The 19,163-nt window shown below is 72.2% G+C and carries 15 protein-coding genes; 7 read left to right on the top strand and 8 right to left on the bottom strand.

Annotated elements, in window-relative coordinates; translation table 11 throughout:
• Nucleotides 1-120: 120 nt before the first annotated feature.
• A complete protein-coding gene (locus tag KME79_RS06345) occupies nucleotides 121-1,314 on the top strand; it encodes an RNA-guided endonuclease InsQ/TnpB family protein (RefSeq protein WP_308248816.1) in 1,194 nt (397 codons plus the stop codon).
• A gap of 39 nt (nucleotides 1,315-1,353) precedes the next feature.
• Here KME79_RS06345 and KME79_RS06340 read toward each other — a convergent pair whose 3' ends face one another.
• Nucleotides 1,354-2,994, bottom strand: coding sequence for an extracellular solute-binding protein (locus tag KME79_RS06340; RefSeq protein ID WP_219543649.1), 1,641 nt, complete (start codon nucleotides 2,992-2,994; stop codon nucleotides 1,354-1,356).
• Between the two features lie 177 nt (nucleotides 2,995-3,171).
• Between KME79_RS06340 and KME79_RS06335 the strand changes: the two genes are divergently transcribed.
• From KME79_RS06335 to KME79_RS06325, 3 genes are all read left to right on the top strand, one after another.
• Entirely contained in the window at nucleotides 3,172-4,386 is a 1,215-nt protein-coding gene (locus KME79_RS06335; protein WP_219543648.1) for an ROK family transcriptional regulator, read from the top strand.
• A 105-nt stretch (nucleotides 4,387-4,491) separates the two neighbouring features.
• Nucleotides 4,492-7,254 carry a glycoside hydrolase family 3 protein gene (locus tag KME79_RS06330; protein WP_219543647.1) on the top strand — a complete coding sequence of 921 codons (2,763 nt, stop codon included), beginning with the start codon at nucleotides 4,492-4,494 and terminating at the stop codon, nucleotides 7,252-7,254.
• Nucleotides 7,251-8,255: a LacI family DNA-binding transcriptional regulator gene (locus tag KME79_RS06325; RefSeq protein WP_219543646.1), complete on the top strand. Its 1,005-nt coding sequence runs from the start codon at nucleotides 7,251-7,253 to the stop codon at nucleotides 8,253-8,255. Before KME79_RS06330 ends, KME79_RS06325 begins: the two co-directional genes overlap by 4 nt.
• Nucleotides 8,256-8,257: 2 nt before the next feature.
• On the opposite strand, the gene KME79_RS06320 is transcribed toward KME79_RS06325, so the two are convergent.
• The 3 genes from KME79_RS06320 to KME79_RS06310 form a co-directional block, all read right to left on the bottom strand.
• Complete coding sequence (locus tag KME79_RS06320; RefSeq protein WP_219543645.1) at nucleotides 8,258-9,706, bottom strand: serine hydrolase domain-containing protein; 1,449 nt, start codon at nucleotides 9,704-9,706, stop codon at nucleotides 8,258-8,260.
• Nucleotides 9,707-9,811: 105 nt separating this feature from the next.
• Complete coding sequence (locus KME79_RS06315; RefSeq protein WP_308248811.1) at nucleotides 9,812-11,038, bottom strand: hypothetical protein; 1,227 nt, start codon at nucleotides 11,036-11,038, stop codon at nucleotides 9,812-9,814.
• Between the two features lie 336 nt (nucleotides 11,039-11,374).
• On the bottom strand, nucleotides 11,375-13,120 hold the full coding sequence (locus KME79_RS06310) for an acetyl/propionyl/methylcrotonyl-CoA carboxylase subunit alpha (RefSeq protein WP_219543644.1): 1,746 nt from the start codon (nucleotides 13,118-13,120) through the stop codon (nucleotides 11,375-11,377).
• Nucleotides 13,121-13,304: 184 nt separating this feature from the next.
• Here KME79_RS06310 and KME79_RS06305 point away from each other — a divergent pair, with 184 nt between their 5' ends.
• The 3 genes from KME79_RS06305 to KME79_RS06295 all read left to right on the top strand — a co-directional run bounded on the left by KME79_RS06305 (nucleotide 13,305) and on the right by KME79_RS06295 (nucleotide 17,009).
• Nucleotides 13,305-13,577, top strand: coding sequence for a WXG100 family type VII secretion target (locus tag KME79_RS06305; RefSeq protein ID WP_261809082.1), 273 nt, complete (start codon nucleotides 13,305-13,307; stop codon nucleotides 13,575-13,577).
• Between the two features lie 75 nt (nucleotides 13,578-13,652).
• Nucleotides 13,653-14,798, top strand: a complete 1,146-nt coding sequence (locus KME79_RS06300) for a S8 family serine peptidase (RefSeq protein WP_148036980.1) — start codon at nucleotides 13,653-13,655, stop codon at nucleotides 14,796-14,798.
• A gap of 102 nt (nucleotides 14,799-14,900) precedes the next feature.
• Nucleotides 14,901-17,009, top strand: coding sequence for a serine/threonine protein kinase (locus tag KME79_RS06295; RefSeq protein ID WP_219543643.1), 2,109 nt, complete (start codon nucleotides 14,901-14,903; stop codon nucleotides 17,007-17,009).
• Nucleotides 17,010-17,099: 90 nt separating this feature from the next.
• Here the strand turns inward: KME79_RS06295 and KME79_RS06290 are convergent, their stop codons facing one another.
• The 4 genes from KME79_RS06290 to KME79_RS06275 are packed head-to-tail and all read right to left on the bottom strand — an operon-like array spanning nucleotide 17,100 to nucleotide 19,048.
• On the bottom strand, nucleotides 17,100-17,384 hold the full coding sequence (locus KME79_RS06290) for a YbaB/EbfC family nucleoid-associated protein (RefSeq protein WP_246639401.1): 285 nt from the start codon (nucleotides 17,382-17,384) through the stop codon (nucleotides 17,100-17,102).
• A gap of 12 nt (nucleotides 17,385-17,396) precedes the next feature.
• Nucleotides 17,397-17,765 (bottom strand): YbaB/EbfC family nucleoid-associated protein, encoded by a 369-nt coding sequence (locus tag KME79_RS06285; RefSeq protein WP_219543641.1) that lies wholly within the window; start codon nucleotides 17,763-17,765, stop codon nucleotides 17,397-17,399.
• A complete protein-coding gene (locus tag KME79_RS06280; protein WP_148036984.1) occupies nucleotides 17,765-18,601 on the bottom strand; it encodes a hypothetical protein in 837 nt (278 codons plus the stop codon). The genes KME79_RS06285 and KME79_RS06280 overlap by 1 nt, the downstream gene beginning before the upstream one ends.
• 6 nt (nucleotides 18,602-18,607) lie before the next feature.
• Complete coding sequence (locus KME79_RS06275; RefSeq protein ID WP_148036985.1) at nucleotides 18,608-19,048, bottom strand: hypothetical protein; 441 nt, start codon at nucleotides 19,046-19,048, stop codon at nucleotides 18,608-18,610.
• Between the last annotated feature and the right edge of the window lie 115 nt (nucleotides 19,049-19,163).

Here is a 19,163-nt window from a genome sequence, read left to right as displayed (position 1 = left end):
CCGGGAGTCACTGGTTATCAACAGGCTGGATGCCCCGTCGTTCAGAGCGGGGAGCAAAGCCGGAACGGTCGGACACTTCTGTCTCCGGTTTTGTCGGTAGCGGTCGGTAGGTTGATCGGCGTGTCCCGCTATAGGCTCAAGCCTTCGCCTGCCCAGGAGCAGGCGCTGCTGGAGCACTGCGGGCACGCCCGGTATGTGTGGAATCTCGCGGTCGAGCAGCACGCTTGCCGGCAGCCGGGACGCAAGTCCGCGCCGGGGTTCGCCGAGCAGTGCCGTCAGTTGACCGAGGCGCGGAAAGACTCCGCGTGGCTGCGCACCGGATCGATCATCGTTCAGCAGCAGGCTCTGAAGGACTTCGCGCAGGCCATGGCGACCTTCTTCGGTGGCACCCACAGGCGTCCGACATGGCGCAAGCGCGGGCGGGGTGAGGGGTTCCGGATCGTCGCCGTCAAAGCGGGTGACGTGCGCCGCCTGTCCCGGCACGTGGGCGAGGTGAAGGTGCCGAAGGTGGGCTGGATCCGCTTCCGCTGGTCCCGCGCCGTCCCCGACGGGGTGAAGTCCTACAGGGTCACCCTCGACCGAGCCGGGCGGTGGCATGTCGCGTTCGCCGCGATCCCGGATCCGATCCCCGCGCCGGGCCTGGGCGAGGTGGTCGGTGTCGACCGTGGCGTCGCGGTCTCGGCGGCCCTGTCCACCGGCGAGATGCTGCACCCTCCCGGCCTGCGCGACACGGAGAAGGCGCGACTGCGGCGGCTGTTGCGCAAGCTCGCCAGGGCCACGCGCGGATCGAACCGGCGCGCCGAGGTCAAGGCCGCCATCGCCCGGGTGAAGGCGCGCGAGAGCGACCGGCGCAAGGACTGGGTGGAGAAGGTCAGCACGGACCTCGCCCGGCGTTTCGACGTGATCGCCGTCGAAGACCTGAAGATCCGCGACATGACCCGGTCGGCGCGTGGCACCGTCGAGGCGCCGGGCCGCAATGTCCGGGCCAAGGCTGGGTTGAGTCGGTCGATCTTGGCCGCCGGATGGGGCGGTCTGGTCCGACGCTTGGAGGACAAGGCGCCCGGGCGGGTGGTGAGGGTCAGCCCCGCGTACACGAGTCAGCGGTGCTCGGCGTGCGGGATCGTGGACCGGGAAGCGCGTGAGAGCCAAGCGCGTTACCGGTGCCGGTCGTGTGGATACGCCTGCAACGCCGATGTGAACGCGGCCAGGAACATCGCACACGCGGCAGGGCATGCCGTGTCCGCGCGGGAAGGGCCACGGGTTGCCGGGCCGGTGCACCGCGAACCTCAACGCGACCTCCTCCTCGTGGGGTGATTGGCGGTTGGAATCCCTGTGGTCAGCACGGGGAGGATGTCAAAGGCGGCCGTTCTCCTTGGCGACCTTGCTGTAGAACTCGCGTGCCTCGTTGCCGCCCTGCTCCTGCCATTCCTTCACGATCGTCTTCCACTCGGAGACCGGCCGCTTGCCGCGGTAGATCTCGTTGAGCTTGTCCTCCGTCGGCTGGACCAGGCCCGCCATCTTCGACGGCACCTCCACCCGGATCCCCACGAACGGGTCGTTCTCCAGATACTTGGCCGCGCCGGTCTGCCAGTCCCACAGCGACTGGACGAGGCCGTCGTACTGGCTCATGGAGTTCGCCGGCGGCCGTCCCGACAGGAACATGTACGTGGGCGCGACCTCCTTGCGGCCCAGGGCGGTCTGCGCCACCTTGCCGCCCTCGACCTTGTAGTGCTCGCCCTCGACGCCGTTGTTGACCAGCTCGTACTCCTGGGTCCCGAACGGGGCCGAGCACCAGTCGGCGATGGCCAGCAGCTCGCGGGTGCGGGCGTCGCCCAGGCCCTTCTTGACGAAGCAGAACATGCTGGCGGGCTCGTTGCGCCAGACGATGGGGGCCTGTCCGGCGGTGGCCGCGAACGGCGCCACGGGCTGCTGGTCGAACTTCGGGTTGTCCGGCAGGAAGCGGCCGAGGTTCTCGTGCCAGGAGCCGAGCCCGTCCTTCAGCATCATGAGCTGGCCGCTGCCGAACGGCGCCTTCTGGTCGGCGAACGCGTTGGCCACGATGTCGGGGTGCACCCAGCCGTTCTCGAAGAGCTTGGTCAGGAACTCCACCGCCGCCGCGAACTCGTCGGTCTCGTACTTGTGGACCAGCGTGCCCTGGGCCGTCTTGCGCCACTCGCGGGGAGCGCCGAAGGCGCGCTGGAGCTCCTGGTCGACGCCGCCGAAGGCCCAGCGCTTCTTCTTCGCGTCGGTCAGCTCCTTGCCCAGGGTGAGCAGGTCGTCGGTGCTCTTGGGGTGCGGCAGGCCCAGCTCGTCGAGGATGTCCTGGCGGACGAAGAGGGCGAACGGGAAGGGCTCGTTCTGCCAGGGGATGCCCTGCAGCACGCCGCCGAACACGCCGAACTGCCAGGCGGCCGTGTCGTAGTTGGCCAGCAGCGGGAACTCCTTGGCCTTGTCGCCGGCGAGATAGGGCGACAGGTCGGCGAAGAGCTTGTTGGCCGCCTCGGTGAATCGGGCGATCTTGATCAGCTCCCAGCCGGGGATCTGCATCAGCTCGGGGACGTCGCCGCTGGCCAGGAGGGTGGAGACCTTCTGCACGTAGGTGTTGCCGTCGGAGATGTTGAACCGGACGGTGCCGCCGAGTCGCTCGTTGACGGCCGCGTAGTAGGAGTTGTCGCCGAGGCCGGGAGGCACCGTGCCCCACAGCGGGGTCATCGCGGTCACCTCCTTGCCGCTGGTGATCGGCTTGGTGGTGACCGCCTGCACCATCTGGGCGGGCCGGGTGAGGAAGCCGGGGGCGACGAACTCGTTGCCGGGCAGGTCGGGCCGCAGGCCGGGGATCTCGTACGGCATACGGGTCGGCACCAGGCCCGCCAGCTTGTCGGCGGCGACCGCGGTGCCCTGGGCGGGCCCCCGCTTCTCGGCGCAGCCGGTCGCCGCCGCCAGGACGCCCGCGCCGACCAGGCCGAGGAACCCTCGGCGAGTCGTCGGATTCATCGCTCGCACCCTTCTCCGAGTGGGAATGGCCAACTAGGATTAATTAGTTGGTATTACGCCCAAACAAATTAGTAGACTGTGACCGCTACCACAAGGGAGCGGCACGGTCACAGGTTGGTGAAGGGAGCCCGCGATGCGGCATGCTGGGGTCACTTCTCGGTGGGAACGGGGCTGATATTGATCACATCCACGACCGGCCCGCAGCCGGCCGACTTCGCGGACGTCCGGGCCACCAATCTCGCGGTCGTGCTCCGGTTCGTACGCGAGCACGCGCCGTGCTCCCGCGCTGACATCGCCGCCAACACGGGGCTCAACAAGGCGACCGTCTCCAGCCTGGTCGCCGACCTGATCGACCGCCGCCTGGTGCGCGAGACCGGGCTCACCGAGAACCGCGTCGGCAGGCCCGCCACCATGCTCGTCCTCGACGGCTCCCCGTACGCCGCGATCGGCGTCGAGATCAACGTCGACTACGTCGCCGCGGTCGCCACCGACCTGGCGGGGCAGCGGCTGCTGGCCTGGCGGCGCTCCTTCAGCGCGGGGGAGTCGGTCAACCAGGGCGTGGCCAACGTCGCGGCCATCGTCCGGCGGGTGGTCAACCGCATGGCCAAGGAGGAGCGGCAGGTCCTCGGCCTGGCCGTGGCCGTGCCCGGCCTGGTCGACGTGCAGGGCGCGGTGCGCATCGCGCCCAACCTCGGCTGGCGCGACGCCGACATCGGCGGCGACCTGGCCAAGGCGCTGCGCGACCCCGGCTTCTCGATCCAGGTCGACAACGACGCCAACCTGGCGGCGCTGGCCGAGCAGCGCTTCGGCGGCAACGCGGGGGCCGACGACCTGGTCTACCTGACCGGGCAGATGGGCGTCGGGGCGGGCGTCATCCTCGACGGGCGGCTGCGCCGCGGCGGCCTCGGCTACAGCGGTGAGCTCGGCCATGTCCAGCTCGACCCCGAGGGCCCCGCCTGCCGCTGCGGGCGGCGCGGGTGCCTGGAGGCGATGGCCGGCATCGGCGCCGTGCTCCGCCGGGCCGACCCGTCACCGGCCGAGATCGAGATCGAGCTGGAGGAGGTCGTCAGGTCCGCGCGGGCCGGCGACGAGGCCACGCTGGCGACGCTCGCCGCCGTGGGCGCCGGCCTGGGCAGGGGCGTGTCGATCATCGCCAACCTGCTCAACCCCCAGGTGGTCATCCTGGGCGGCTACTACGTGGCGCTGGCCCCGTGGCTGCTGCCGCCGGTGCGCGCCGCGGTGCGCGACGGCTCCATCGCGCCGCAGGCCGGAGGCTGCGAGGTGGTGGCCTCCACGCTCGGTCACGACGCGGCGGCGCTGGGCGGGGCGGCGCGGGTGCTCGACTCGCTCGATTCGGGAAGATTGCCCGGCGGAATCTCACGAACCACTTGACCTAGCTTCACAGACGCGTGCACCCTTCATGAAACCCCCAGAAACACCGACGTAACTCCACCGGCCGGTCATCGAAGCGCTTCGACACTCCCCCAGAGGATGGCCATGCACGAACCCTTCCGCGACCCCGAGATCCCCCTTCCCGACCGGATCGCCGACCTGTCGCGCAGGCTCACGATCGAGGAGAAGATCGGCCTGCTCCACCAGTACCAGGCGCCGATCGACCGGCTGGGCGTGGCGGCGTTCCGCACCGGCACCGAGGCCCTGCACGGCCTGGCCTGGCTCGGCCCCGCCACGGTGTTCCCGCAGGCCGTCGGGCTGGCCTCCACCTGGGACCCGGAGCTGCTGCGCCGCGTCGGCGAGGCCACCTCCGACGAGGTGCTGGCCTTCCACCACAAGGACCCGACGGGCGCCGGGCGCAACGTGTGGGCCCCCGTCGTCAACCCGCTGCGGGACCCGCGCTGGGGACGCAACGAGGAGGGTTACTCCGAGGACCCGTGGCTCACCGGGCTCCTGGCCGCGGCGTACGCGTGGGGCCTTCGTGGGAGCGATCTCAACGTGCTGAAGACCGCGCCCACGCTCAAGCACTTCCTCGCCTACAACAACGAGACCGACCGCTGCGTCACCTCCAGCAACGTGCCGCCCCGGGTGCTGCACGAGTACGAACTGCCCGCCTTCAGGCCCGCCATCGAGCAGGGCGCCGCGGTGGCCGTCATGCCCTCCTACAACCTGGTCAACGGCCGGCCCGCGCACCTCAGCCCACTCATCGGCGAGGCGCTGCGCGCCTGGGCTCCGGACGACCTCCTCGTGGTCAGCGACGCCTACGCGCCCGGCAACCTGGTCACGCTGCAGGGCTACCACGACAGCGCCGCCGAGGCGTACGCGCACGCGATCAGAGCGGGGCTGGACAGCTTCACCCAGGACGACGACCGGGCCGAGGCCACGCTCGGGCACGTCAGGGAGGCCCTGGATCGCGGCCTGCTGGCCGAGGACGACATCGACGCCGCCGTGCGTCACCTGCTGTCGATCCGCTTCCGGCTCGGCGAGTTCGACCCCGCGACCCCGTACGACGACGTCACCGAGGAAGTCGTCAACTGCCCGCGCCACCAGGACCTGGCCCGCGAGGCGGCGCGGCGCTCGTTCGTGCTGCTGGAGAACGACGGGCTGCTGCCGCTGCGCGACGTCGCCACCGTCGCGGTCATCGGCCAGCTCGGCGACACGCTCATGGAGGACTGGTACAGCGGGACGCTTCCGTACGCCGTCACCGCACGCGCCGGGCTGGCCGAGCGGTGCGCGACCGTCTTCTGCGAGGGCGTCGACCGGGTGACGATGACCGCCGAGGCGGGCTGCGTGACGGCCGACCCGGCGGGCGGGCCGCTCAGCCTCGGGTCCGAGCCCGGCACGTTCGACGTGTTCGACTGGGGCGGCGGCGCCTACGCGCTGCGCGCGGTGGCCACCGGCCGGTTCGTGTCCGTGGACGACGGCGTGCTGGTCAACGACCAGCCGGGGCCGAACGGCTGGGAGGTGCGCCAGACGTTCCGGATGGAGGAGCGGCCGCGCGGGGCCGTGGCGCTGCGGCACATCTCCACCGGCTGTTACGTCGGCGCCGCGGCCGACGGGACGCTCCGCCTGGTCGACGACGCCGACCAGGCGCTCTGGCTGGTGCCCGAGGTGGTCAGGAGCGGCGCGCGGCAGGCCGCCGAGCTGGCCGCCACCGCCGACGTGGCCGTCGTGGTCGTGGGCGACCACCCGCTGGTGAACGGCCGCGAGACCGAGGACCGCAGCACGCTCGCGCTCGCCCCCGCCCAGGACGCGGTGGTCCAGGCCGTGCTCGCCGCCAACCCGCGCACGGTCATGGTGATCAGCAGCGGCTACCCGCTCACCTGGGGCGCCTCCGGGGTGCCGGCCGTGCTCTGGTCGTCGCACGGCGGGCAGGAGTACGGGCACGCGCTGGCCGAGGTGCTGCTCGGCGACGCGGACCCGGAGGGCCGCCTCACCCAGACCTGGTACCGCTCCGAGCAGGAGCTGCCCGACCTGCTCGACTACGACATCATCACCGCCGACGCCACCTACATGTACTTCCGGGGCATCCCGCGCTACCCGTTCGGGCACGGGCTCGGCTACACCGAGTTCGGCTACTCCGGCCTGACGGTCGAGGTGGACCCCGGGGGCATGGTGCACGCCTCGGTGACCGTGACCAACACCGGGCCGCGCGAGGGCGTCGAGGTCGTCCAGTTCTACACCCACCAGCAGCGCTCCCGCGTCAAGCAGCCGCTGCGCCGGCTGCGCGGCTTCGAGAAGGTGCGGCTCGCGCCGGGCGAGAGCCGCGTCGTCCGCCTCGACCTGCCCGTGCGCGAGCTGGCCTGCTGGGACGTGACCAGCGGCCGGTTCGTCGTGGAGCGCGCGCCGCACCGGCTCATGGCCGGCCGCAGCGCCACTGACCTGCGCGTCACCGCCCGCTTCGAGGTCGACGGCGAGACCATCCCGCCGCGCCGCGGGCTGCTGCGCGCCGTCGACCACGACGAGTACGACGCGGTCACGTTCACCGAGGCGAGCCGCGAGAACGGCGACGCCGTCCGCGCCGACGCCGAGGGCGCCTGGATCCTGTTCCGGCAGGTGGACCTCAACGGCGCCGCCTCCTGCCTGGCCGTGCTCGGCAGCACCGAAGGCGGCATGATCACGCTGCGGATCGGCGACCCCCTCTACGGGCAGCCGATCGCCACCCTGCCCGTGCCCCGCACCGGACGGTACGACCTGCACGCCATCGTCACCTCCCTTGCGGCCACGCGGGGAGTGCACGATCTTTATGTGGTGTTCGAGAACGAGGGCGTCACGCTGAGCCAGATCGACTTCGGAGCGGCGACTTGAGCGGGCGCACGGTCACCATCACGGAGGTCGCCCGGCACGCCGGCGTGGCCGTCAGCACCGTCTCGTACGTGCTCAGCGGCAAGCGCACGATCTCGGCCGGCACGAGGCGCCGGGTGCTCGACAGCATCGACGCGCTCGGCTACCACCCGCACGCCGGCGCCCGTGCGCTGGCCAGCAAGCGGTCCAACGTGATCGCCCTGGTGCTGCCGCTGCGCGCCGGCATGCACGTGCCGGTGCTGATGCGCTTCGCCAGCGCCGTCGTCACCGCCGCCCGCCGCTTCGACCACGACGTGCTGCTGCTGACCGCCGACGAGGGCACCGACGGCATCAGGCGGGTGGCGGCCAGCGCGCTGGTCGACGCGTTCGTGCTGATGGACGTCGAGCTGGACGACAGCCGGGTGCCGCTGCTGCGCGAGCTGGCCGAGCCCAGCGTGCTCATCGGCTTCCCGGCCGAACCCGCCGGCCTGACCTGCGTCGACCTCGACTTCGCCGCCGCCGGCGCGCAGTGCGTCGCCCACCTGGCCGAGCGCGGCCACTCCCGGATCGCCCTGCTCGGCGCGCCCGCCGTCGTCTACGAGCGCGGCACCGGCTTCGCCCGCCGCACCCGCGAGGGCTTCGTCGCCGCCGTCGCCGCGCACCGGGTGACCGGGGTGGCGCTGCCGTGCGAGGAGACGTTCGACGAGGTGTACTCGACGTTGAGCAGGCTGCTCAGGGACCAGCCGGACCTTTCCGGGCTCGTCGTGCACAACGAGGCCGCGGTCGGCCACGTGCTCAGCGCCCTGCGCCAGCTCGGCAGGCGTGTCCCCGAGGACGTCGCGGTGGTCGCCATCTGCCCCGACGACGTGGCGGAACGTGCCAGCCCTCCGCTCACCTCGGTCCTGATCCCGGCCGAGGAGGTGGGCCGGGAGGCGGTCCGGCTGGTGATGGACAAGCTCGACGGCAAGCCCGCCCCCGACGCCACCCTGCTCACCCCCCACCTGGCCCTGCGCGCCAGCACCTGACCTCAGGTCACGAGGACGACCGCGAAACCGATCAGCAGGGCGGCCGGGATCGCGGGGGACAGCCAGGTGTGCCACCTCACCGGCTTCGCGCTGAGCGGCAGACCGGGCCAGCGGGTCAGCGCGGCGGCCGTGGCCGCGCCCAGGACCCCCGCCCCCAGGGCCCACACGAACGGCGGGACGACCCCCCAGGCGCCCGCCGTGTGCCCCAGCCCGAGGAACAGCATCCCGTACAGGACGCGGCTGACCACCGACACCCGGTCCAGCCCCGGCGTGCGGAACGCCGAGTAGAGCAGGCCCAGCCCGGCGAAGGGGAAGGTCAGGGCGAAGACCAGCGGCCGGATCTCCGGGCCGTCGTCGTCCGGCGCCTCGACCCCGAGCAGGCGCAGGCCCACGCCGTCCACCGGCGTGCCGGTGTTGCCCATGACCACCACGCCCCGGCCGGACGCCCGGTCGAAGCCCGCGTAGGTGCGGAACCCGCCGGTCCCGCCGTTGTGCCAGGTGATCTCCCGCTCGCCGTGCCGGGTGGTGAACCAGCCGTAGCCGATCCGCTCGTCCCGGCCGGCGTCGAACCGCGGCGTCGCGGCGTCCGCGCCCGGCGCGGAGCCCGCCATCACGCCCTGGACGAGCCGGGCCACGTCGTGGGAGGTGGACCAGACGGCGCCGCCCGCGCCCGCGTGGCCGTGGTCGCGCCACGGCTCCATGGGCAGCCCGTTCTTCTCCTCGCCGTGCGCGTGACCGGCGGGCAGCGGCTCGTCCGGCCCGAGCACGACGGTCGAGTCCATGCCGAGCGGGGCGAGGATCCGCCCGCGCAGCAGGTCCTCGTAGCCGGTGCCCGCGTGCTCGGCCAGGGCCTGGCCGAGCAGCGCCACGCCGAGGTTGGAGTACGCGACCTCCCCCCGGTCTCCGGCGGAGACGGCCGCGGCGTCGTCCAGCATGCTCCGCGTCCCCGCGGGGCCGTACGGGTCCTGGCCGGCGAAGACGTACAGGTACGAGCGGAGGAACGAGAGCGGCGTCACGCGGACGCTGGGCACCCCCGCGCGGTGCGAGGAGAGCTCGGCGAGGGTGGCCGACCCGACGGCGGGATCGGAGAAGCGGACGCCCGGCAGCTTCTCGCGCACCGGCGTGCCGGGGGAGAGCCCCTCCTCGGCCAGGCTCGCCAGCAGCATCCCGGTCATCGGCTTGGCGATCGACCCCAGCTCGTAGGACGTGTCCTGGTCCACCGGGCGCGGGTCGGGGCCGCCGGTGTCGCCCACCCCGGCGTGGCGGATCCGGCCGTCCTCGACGAGGGCGACCGACAGCCCCCGGTATCCGCCCTCCCCGGCGGCGCTCCGTACCAGCTTCGCCAGGGCGGGGTCGCCGGTCGTCGCCTCGCCCAGCGCGGGCGGCCTCGGGGCCGGGAACAGGGCGAGGGCGGCCACGACGAGGGCGGCCAGGGCTGCTGCTCGCTTCATAACTCCGATATTACGTAATTTCGGAGTATCCCCAAAACGCCGCGACGGACAGCGAAAAGCGCGCCCCCCGAAGGGAGCGCGCTCATGCTGGTGAGTGAGGGTGGGCTACCAGTCGCCGCCACCGAAGTCGCCGCCGCCGAAGTCGCCCCAGCCGCCACCGCCGCCGAAGTCTCCGCCGCCGCCGAAGTCGCCACCGCCGCCGAAGTCACCGCCGGCACCGGCGTCGTAGCCGCCGCCCATCATGCCGCCCATCATCATGCCGCCCATGCCCCAGCCCATCATGGAGCCCATCATGGTGCCGATGAACATGCCGGTCATGATGTCGCCGAAGCCGCCGTAGTAGCCGTAGGCGTACGGCTGGTAGGCCGGGCCCGCGTCGTAGTAGGGACGGCGCTGACCGTCGACCATGACCTCGCGCATCTGCGGGTCGAAGCCGCGCTCCACCGCCTCGGCGTCGGCCTTGCAGGCGGGCACGTCGCGGACCACGCCACCGGGCGGGGCCCAGCGCACGTCGCGCAGGGAGGGGCCGTGCTGCGGGTTGAAGAAGCAGGGGGCGCGCCGCTCGGGCACCGGCTGGTTGTCGACCCTGGCCTTCACCACGGCGAGGGCGTAGCGGCCCTCCTCGAGCGTCCCGGTGACCTCGCGGACCTGGTCGGCCCGCTCGATCGCGGCGAGCTGCGTCTTGGCCTTCTCGTAGGAGTCGAGAGCCTGCGCCCACTCGTCGATGTGCTTGCCGCCCTCGCCGGAGAGCACGACGTCGGTGTCGAGCGCGGTGATCTCCTCACCGAACTTGGTGACGTCCTCCTCGACGGTCTGCTTGACCGCGGCCAGGTCCTTGGCGTCCTGGATGGCCTGCTTCTTCTTCTTGTTGCGCGAGTAGAGGAAGTAGCCGCCACCGCCGGCCACCGCGAGCACGCCCAGCGTGGCCAGCGCGCCGAAGCCGCTGCCGTCGTTGACCGGGCCGGAGTCGAGCGCGGAGCGCGTCTTGCCCTCGGCCATGAGGTTGACCCGGGCGATGAAGTCCTCCATGCCGGAGACGACGTCGTCGTTGTTGCGCACGGCGAGCTTCGACAGCTGGTCGGTCATGCCGGCCTTGCCGAAGTTGGACGCGGCGAACAGCGTCGGGCCGTCGAGCACGGCGACGGTCCACTGGCCGCCCGACGAGGACTTCTTGGCCTCGGACACCGCGTCGCCGAGCTGCTTGATGTAGCCGGCGGGGTCGGTCACCGTGTCGTCGGGCAGCGCGGCCAGATAGATGTCGTTCTTGGAGTCCTTGAGCGCGTCGCGGATCTCGGACTGCTGGTCAGAGCTCAGCGCGGACCCGGACTGCACATAGAGTGGGTCGCCGCCCTTCCAATGGGAGAGCACCGTCTGGGCATCGGGCGGCGCCGCCGCGGCTATGGCCGCAGTTGACAGCGCAAGAGTGACGAATAGACCGGCGACGAGAACCGCGATCGCGGCCCCTGCGCGGCGCAGCGGATGTGTCATTGGCAGCAAGCCTCCTTCGCCCATGAGGACGAACGGGCGGTCGGCAAAGTTCCTCACTGGGCACGTTACCCGCCAGAAGCCCTCCCGGCGCGCGAGCCCCCCGGCGGATCTGGGGAACGCCGGGTGGTCCTCACTTCCGGCATCGCCGATATCGGGCCCGCGTGGGGCCCGATATCGCCGTCACGTGTCCTTGATCTCGCAGATCGTCGCCCCGGACGTGACCGTCTGGCCGACGTCCGCGGAGAGGCCGGTGATGACGCCGGACTTGTGCGCCGTCAGCGGCTGCTCCATCTTCATGGCCTCCAGCACCACCACGGTGTCGCCCTCGGCGACCGTGGCGCCGTCGCCGGCCACGACCTTGACGATCGTGCCCTGCATCGGGGAGACCAGCGCATCGCCGCTCGCGGCCGCCTTCTTCGCGCCGCCCGCCGCGCGCCGGGGCTTCTTCGCGCCCGACGCGGCCGGGGCGGCCGCGCCGAGGCCCGCGGGCAGCACGACCTCCAGCCGCTTGCCGCCGACCTCGACCGTGACCGTCTCGCGCGGCTCGGGCTCGTCGGCGTGGGTCTCTCCCGCGTACGGGGGGATGGTGTTGTCGAACTCGGTCTCGATCCACCGCGTGTGGACGGTGAACGGGTCGGAGGTGAACGCCGGGTCCGACACGATCGCCCGGTGGAACGGCAGCACCGTCGGCATGCCGTCGATCTCGAACTCGGCCAGCGCGCGCCGCGACCGCTCCAGGGCCTCCAGGCGGGTGCGGCCGGTCACGATCAGCTTGGCCACCAGCGAGTCGAACGCGCCCGGCACGGTCATGCCGGTCTCGTAGCCGGCGTCGAGCCGCACGCCGGGACCCGACGGCGCCCGCATGGCGGTGAGGGTGCCCGGCGCGGGCAGGAAGTTGCGGCCCGCGTCCTCGGCGTTGATGCGGAACTCGATCGAGTGGCCGCGCAGCTCGGGGTCGCCGTAGCCGAGCGGCTCGCCGTCGGCGATCCGGAACATCTCGCGTACGAGGTCGACCCCCGCGACCTCCTCGGTCACCGGGTGCTCGACCTGGAGACGGGTGTTGACCTCCAGGAAGGAGATCGTGCCGTCCTGGCCGACGAGGAACTCGCAGGTGCCGGCCCCCACGTAGCCGGCCTCCTTGAGAATGGCCTTGGAGCTGGTGTAGAGGATGTCGAGCTGCTCCTGGCTGAGGAAGGGCGCGGGGGCCTCCTCCACGAGCTTCTGGTGGCGGCGCTGCAGGGAGCAGTCGCGGGTGCTGACCACGACGACGTCGCCGTGGCTGTCGGCCAGGCACTGCGTCTCGACGTGCCGCGGCCGGTCGAGGTAGCGCTCGACGAAGCACTCACCCCGGCCGAAGGCGGCCACCGCCTCGCGCACCGCCGACTCGTACAGCTCGGCGACCTCCTCCAGCCGGCGGGCGACCTTGATGCCGCGCCCGCCGCCGCCGTAAGCGGCCTTGATCGCGATCGGCAGGCCGTGCTCCTCGGCGAACGCGACGACCTCGTCGGCCCCGGACACGGGGTCCTTGGTGCCGGCGACCAGCGGCGCGCCCACCTTCTGGGCGATGTGCCTGGCCTGCACCTTGTCGCCGAGCGCGGCGATGGCGGAGGGCGGCGGGCCGATCCAGATCAGGCCCGCGTCGATGACCGCCTGGGCGAAGCCGGCGTTCTCGGCCAGGAAGCCGTAACCGGGGTGCACCGCGTCGGCTCCCGACCGCGCCGCGACGTCGAGCAGCTTGCCGAAGTCGAGGTAGGTCTCCGCGGGCGACTGACCGCCCAGCGCGTACGCCTCGTCGGCGACTTTCACGTGGAGGGCGTCCCGGTCCTGCTCGGCGTAGACGGCCACGCTCCCGATCCCGGCGTCCTTGCACGCGCGAGCCACCCGTACGGCGATCTCGCCGCGATTGGCGATGAGAACCTTCTGCACCGACATCCATCCTTCCTCGGCGAGCACTGAGGGGAGTGTAAGTGCTGCAAATCGATCATCCGCAGGTGGGTCGGGTCGTAGGGGGCCATAGCCGCTCGGTATGGAGGCCGACGAGGCGGTGGGGGCGCATCTAGGGTGAGGGCGCTTCCCCGTCCGACTCAGCGTCCCCAACCAGGAGGTTTGCGTGAGCCAGAGCATGCTCGGCGGCGACCCTGCAGAGATGCAGGCGATGTCCGCTCAGTTCAAGCAGCAGTCCGAGGCGGTGCGCGCCACGATGGCGGCGCTGGACAAGGAGGCCGCCAAGGTCGGCACGGCCTGGACCGGCCCGGGAGCCCAGAAGTTCCAGGGCGCCTGGCAGAACTACCGGACCGCCTTCCAGCGCATGACCGAGGAGCTCGTCGAGGCGTCCCGGGTCATCGACACCTACCGGGGCAACATCGAGTCCGCGACCCGCTGACGGCGGCGCCGCGGAGGCCCCGGTCCGGGGTCGGGGCCTCCGCGCGCCGGCCCGGGCGCGCTACGCTTTCCCGACATGATCGGTCGCGCCCTCCTGGCGAGCCTGCTCGCCCTGCACCTCGTCGCGGTTCCCGCGGCGGCCGCGCCCGACGACTGCAGACCGGAGAAGGGCACGCTCCAGCTGCCCGCCGGCGAGCCGTGGGCGCAGAAACGTCTCGACGTCAAGAACGCCTGGCGGCTGACCAGGGGCGCCGGGGTGACGGTCGCCGTCATCGACAGCGGCGTCGACTACGGCCACCCGCAGCTGCGCGTCTCCAAGATCGTCGACGAGACGCACACCGGTCACCACGACTGCGTGGGCCACGGCACCGCCGTCTCCGGCATCATCGCCGCCCGCTACGTGGCCGGCGTCCCCTTCCACGGCGTCGCGCCCGACGCCAGGCTCGTCGTGCTCAAGCAGAGCAACAAGAGGGACGGCGACATCCGCAAGCTGGTCGACGCCATCAACCACGCGGTCGACGCCGGGGCCGATGTGATCAACGTCTCCGTGCGCGCCTCCGACCACACGTCCCTGCGGGCCGCGGTGCAGCGGGCGCTGGCCAGCGACATCGTCGTGGTGGCCGCCGCCGGGAACGTCACCGGCCCCGACGACGAGAGCGTGCCCGCCTATCCCGCGGCCTACGACGGCGTGCTGTCCGTGGGCGGGGCCGCGCCCGACGGCCGCCGCGTCGACTCCTCCAACGCCGCCACCCCGGTCGGCGTGGTCGGCCCCGGCACGGACATCACCGCCCCCTGGCCGGGCAAGGCCTACAAGCGCGGCCTGGAGGGCACCAGCTACGCCACCCCGTACGTGGCCGGCACCGCCGCCCTGGTCCGGGCCCGCTTCCCGGGGCTCAACCAGGAGCAGGTGCGCCGGCGCATCATCGCCACCGCCGACGGCACGGCCGGCGCGGGCACCGGCGCGGGCATGGTGAACCCGGTGCTCGCGGTCACGGCCGTGCTGCCGTACGAGGCCGCCAACGCGCCCGTGGTGGCCGATCCGCCGCCGACCGCGCTGCCGGCCGACGCCATCGCCAAGGTCCCGCCCCGCGACGAGACCGCCATCGGCATCGCCACGGCGGTGGGGGGCGGGGCGCTGCTCGCCGCCATGGTGGCGGTGGCGCTGGCGCTGCTCGTGCCGCTGGGCCGGCGCCGGGGCTGGCGGCCCGGCAGGACGTCTTGAGGCTGTCCTGTGGGTGAATTGTCAATTCGTCGGTGAAACTACTGATGCAAAAGTGGTAGATGCGGTTGAATGTCCCTTCGAGATCATGGTTTTACTGAAGGGATGGAGATGCACCCCCTGCTGCCGGGTGATCCCGAAAAGCTGGGCGCGTACGTCATCTCAGGACGGTTGGCTGACGGGCCGCGCGGAGCGGTGTTCCTCGGCAAGGAGTCCGATGACGCGCCGCTGACAGTGATCAAGTTATTGCCTCCAGTGCCGGAGGGCGGCGACGACGGCGTCGCGAGGCTCACCGGGGTGCAGCGCGTGTCCAGCGCGTACGTCGCCAGGACTTTGGAGGCCGGCGAGCACGGCGACCACCTCTACGTGGCCCGTGAGTACGTCGAGGGCCGCACGCTCGCCGAGGTGGTGGCCGAGGACGGCCCGCTCGACGGCGACGGCCTGGAACGGGTGGCCGTGGGGGTGCTCACTGCGCTGACCGCGGTCCACCTGGCCGGCATCACCCACCGGGGTCTCACCCCGCACAACGTCATCCTCGGCGCCGACGGCCCCCGTGTGACCGACCTGGACCAGGGCGAGCCGGTCGGCGAGCTGGGCTTCCGGGCTCCGGAGCAGGTCAGGGGCCTGGCGTACGGGCCCTACGCCGACGTGTTCGCCTGGGCGGCGACCGTGGTGTTCGCCGCGACCGGGCAGCCGCCGTTCGGCCATGACGAGGACGCGCTGCTGAACGCGCAGCCCGAGCTCGGCGACCTGGCCGAGCCGCTGCGCCGGGTGGTGATGTCGGCGCTGTCCAAGGACGTCGCGCAGCGGCCGACCACGTACATGGCGCTGCTGCAGCTCCTCGGCGACAAGCGCGGCGGGGTCGTCGCCCAGAAGGGCGCCCAGGCCGACGGAGAGCCTCTGCAGGGCGTGCCCGTGCAGGGGGTGCCGCTCGACGGCGTGCCGACGCAGATGATGCCGCCTCAGGGCGTGCCTCCGCAGCAGTCCTGGGGGCCGCCGCCCGTGCCCCAGCAGGGCGGGCACCCCGGCGTGCCTCCGCAGGGAGCGCTGCAGGGGAGCGCCGAGCCGATGCAGGGCGTGCCGATGCCGCCGCCGGCCCCGGCCTGGGAGCCGCCGCGCGAGCAGACGCGGCAGGCGCCCGTGGCGGGGCAGACGGTGTCCTCCAGCCCGCGGCGCAAGTTCCCCGCGGGTCTGGTGGCCGCGGTGGGCGCGCTGGCGCTGCTGTCCGGTGTGGGGCTCTGGGGCGCCAACCAGTACGCCTCGACCCAGCGCTTCGAGCCGGTGGCCGCGGCCGGGGACCAGGCCGACGGGCGGGGCTCCGGCAGCGAGAAGGTGGAGAACGGCGTCGCGCAGGCGGAGCAGAACCCGCCGCCGCAGGGTGAGCCTCAGCAGAGCCAGCCCGAGGTGACGGTGCCGTGGGCCAGCCCGACCAACGGCAACCCGAACGACGTCGGCCCCATGGTGCTGCCCAACGACTGGGAGTCGCAGTCGCCCGCGCCGCCGGAGCTGAGCACCGTGCCGACGCCCGTGCAGATCGCCACCCAGTCGGTCACGCAGCCGACCCAGGCGCAGCCGACGGTGACCGTGACGGAGCCCTCCGACGCGACGCAGACGGAGCGGTCGAGGCCGCGCCCGTCGAAGTCGGAGGACATGGTCCATCCGACGCCGACGGTCACCGTCACGCAGACGCCGACCCCGACCCCGACGCCCTCCCCGACGGTCACGGTGACGGTCACGCCGACGCCGACCGTCACGGAGACCGCCGCGCCGGAGCCGCCCCCGGCGGACACGGCGCCGCCCACGGCCAAGCCCACGGCCACGGCGAAGCCCACGGCGACGGTCAAGCCGACCGCGACGCCGACCAAGAAGCCGACCGCGACGCCCTCGGCGAAGAACCCGTACACGGCCGTCCAGGTCTGCGGTTCCGGCTTCGTCGTGCAGCGCCAGGAGGCGTTCAAGGGCGGCGAGACCTACCAGCTCTGGAACAACGCCACCGGTGAGAACTGCGCGGTCACCCTGAAGCGGGTGAACGTCGGCAAGGCCTCCGACGTGAGCGTCACGCTGGAGGTGCAGGGCGGCGAGGCGAAGACCGCTCTGGGCGAGTACCAGTACTACGCCGGACCGGTCAAGCTGCCCGCCAAGGGCAAGTGCGTCCGTTTCTCCGGCAGCGTCGGCGACGAAGGCATGAGGACCGGCTGGGGCAACTGCGGCTGACCCAGGTAGCCCCCCTCCGGGTGATGCCGGAGGGGGACGAGTCCTAAGAAAACCCCCTCCAGGAGGCCCTGGAGGGGGTTTTCTTTCCTGTCAGTGGAGGCCGGGCAGGAGGCGGGATCTGGCGGTCTCGGCTTCCTCCTCCGCACGGGTGATGGCGGCGAGGATCTCGTCGGCGAGCCGGCGGGCGTCCAGCCGGCTCCGGCTCACCGGGTGGATCCGCAGGTCGAGCAGGACGCCGAGGGCGTCCGTCGTGGCGACGACGCGGCCTTCGTCGGCCCGCCCGGTGAACCGGCGCGCGCTCCACTCGGCCGCCGCCTCCTCGGCCCGCCGGGCCGTGGAGACCAGCTCGTCCAGGCGCGCCATCGCCTCTTCCATCTCCCGCACCGCTCAGCCCTCCCGCATGACACGCTCGACGTGGGGCGCCAGCGGATCGGCGGCCGAGGCAGGATCGCCGGTCAGCTCCGCCAGCCGGTCGCCCATCGCGGTCCGCGCCGCCCCGACGGCCTCCTTGACGGCCTCGGCCAGCCGCTCGTGGTCCAGGTCGCGCAGGCCCCTGGCGTCGATGTCGAGCCCGAGCAGCCGCCCCGTGCCGGAGACCCTGGCCCGGACGACGCCGCTCGCGTCGGCGCCCTCCAGCCGCTCCCTCGCCAGCTCCTCCAACATGCCGGTGACCCTGGCGGTCCAGCCGTCCATCTCGCGCAGCAGAGCGGCGAGATCGCCCTCCCGGCCCGCGGCGAACGCGTCGATCTCGCCCATCAGTCCTGCACCGCCGGCACCCACATGTCGTCCACCGTGGCGTCCTCGATCGTGTCCGACAGGTTCAGCTCGCGCGCCCCGAGGTTCGGGTCGCCGGAGTTGTAGAAGGCGCCCCTGAGATCGTTGAGCTTCAGCTCCAGCTTGTTGAGATCGCCCTCGTACGAGTTGTAGATGTCGGCGAACTGCTTGACGAGGTTGCCGAGCGCGGTCGTGAACACGCCGACCTGGGTCGCGAGGGCGACCTTGGCGACGGGGTGCGCGCTCATGGCGGCCAGGGTCCGCAGGATCGGCGCCGAGGCGGCGTACAGCCCCATGACCGACAGGTCGTACTCCAGGACCTCCTTGTACTGGCCGTGCATCGTGCCGCTCATCTCGTCGCTGACCTTGCCGAGCTGGCTGAACAGGCCGTTGACGTTGAACCGGACGTACTGCTGCAGCATGCCCGCGGCCTGGCCGTTCCAGTTCGGAGAGATGTCGTCGAAGTAGCCACGCCACAGGTTGGACCGGTTGCCCTCCAGCGACCCGGACATCTCCTTCCAGGTCTCGCGCCGGTCGTAGAACAGGAACGGGTTGCCCAGGTTGGCCGTGGCCGCGACGTCCATGGCGAGCGCGCCCAGGCCGAGGCCGGAGAGCATCATCGCGCCCCTGGTCGTCTGCCTCAGCGGGTTGAGCTGGGTGACCAGGCGCTTGAAGAAGCCGGGGTCGGTGCGCGTGGCGGCGGGCGGCACCTGGACGGTCCTGGTGACGTTGCCGTGGTTGTTGGCGAGGTGGAGCTGCTGGGTGCCCTGCGGGGGAGTGGTCTGGCCGGGCAGGATCAGCCGGGGGTCAGGCGCCATGGTCTCTCAGTTCTCCCCGCCGGGGTTCTCCGCCTGCCGGTAGTTGGCGGCCGCCCTGCTGACCTTGGCGGCGTCCGTACGGAGCACGTCGCGGAGGATGCCCGCGCTGTCGCGCCAGGTGTCGGAGATGGTGTTGAGGCGGTTGACGAACATCAGGCCGATGACGGGGACGCCGGCCAGGGGGACCAGGTTCCAGCCTTCGAAGCGCGGGGTCCGCTCCCTGACCAGGCCCACGCCGTCGGCGGTGCCGCTCATGGTGCCGGCGAACCCGTCGATGTGGCCGGTCCGGGTCTCGTAGCCTGGCAGGTTCGTGCCGCCCGCGGGGTCGTGACGGACCGGCGTCGCCGTCGCCGCCGTGGGCCGCAGCGACGGCGGCAGGCAGACGGGCGGCGGGCACGCGGGGTTGTGCGGGCACGGGCTCAGCGGGGATGCCTCTTCGGTCGACACGTGATCTTTGTACCACCCGAACAAGCCTGAAAAATCGGCATTCGCCCAGGTGAAGGGCAATAGGCGCTCGCCGTTCACGATCATGTAACCGGGCGTTTCCCGGCCCCCGCCGTCA

It is taken from the genome of Nonomuraea harbinensis (genome assembly GCF_019396385.1).
Taxonomy (GTDB): domain Bacteria; phylum Actinomycetota; class Actinomycetes; order Streptosporangiales; family Streptosporangiaceae; genus Nonomuraea; species Nonomuraea ferruginea.
The sequence above is the reverse complement of the archived record's forward strand: the minus strand, read 5'-3'. Positions and strand labels throughout refer to the sequence as shown.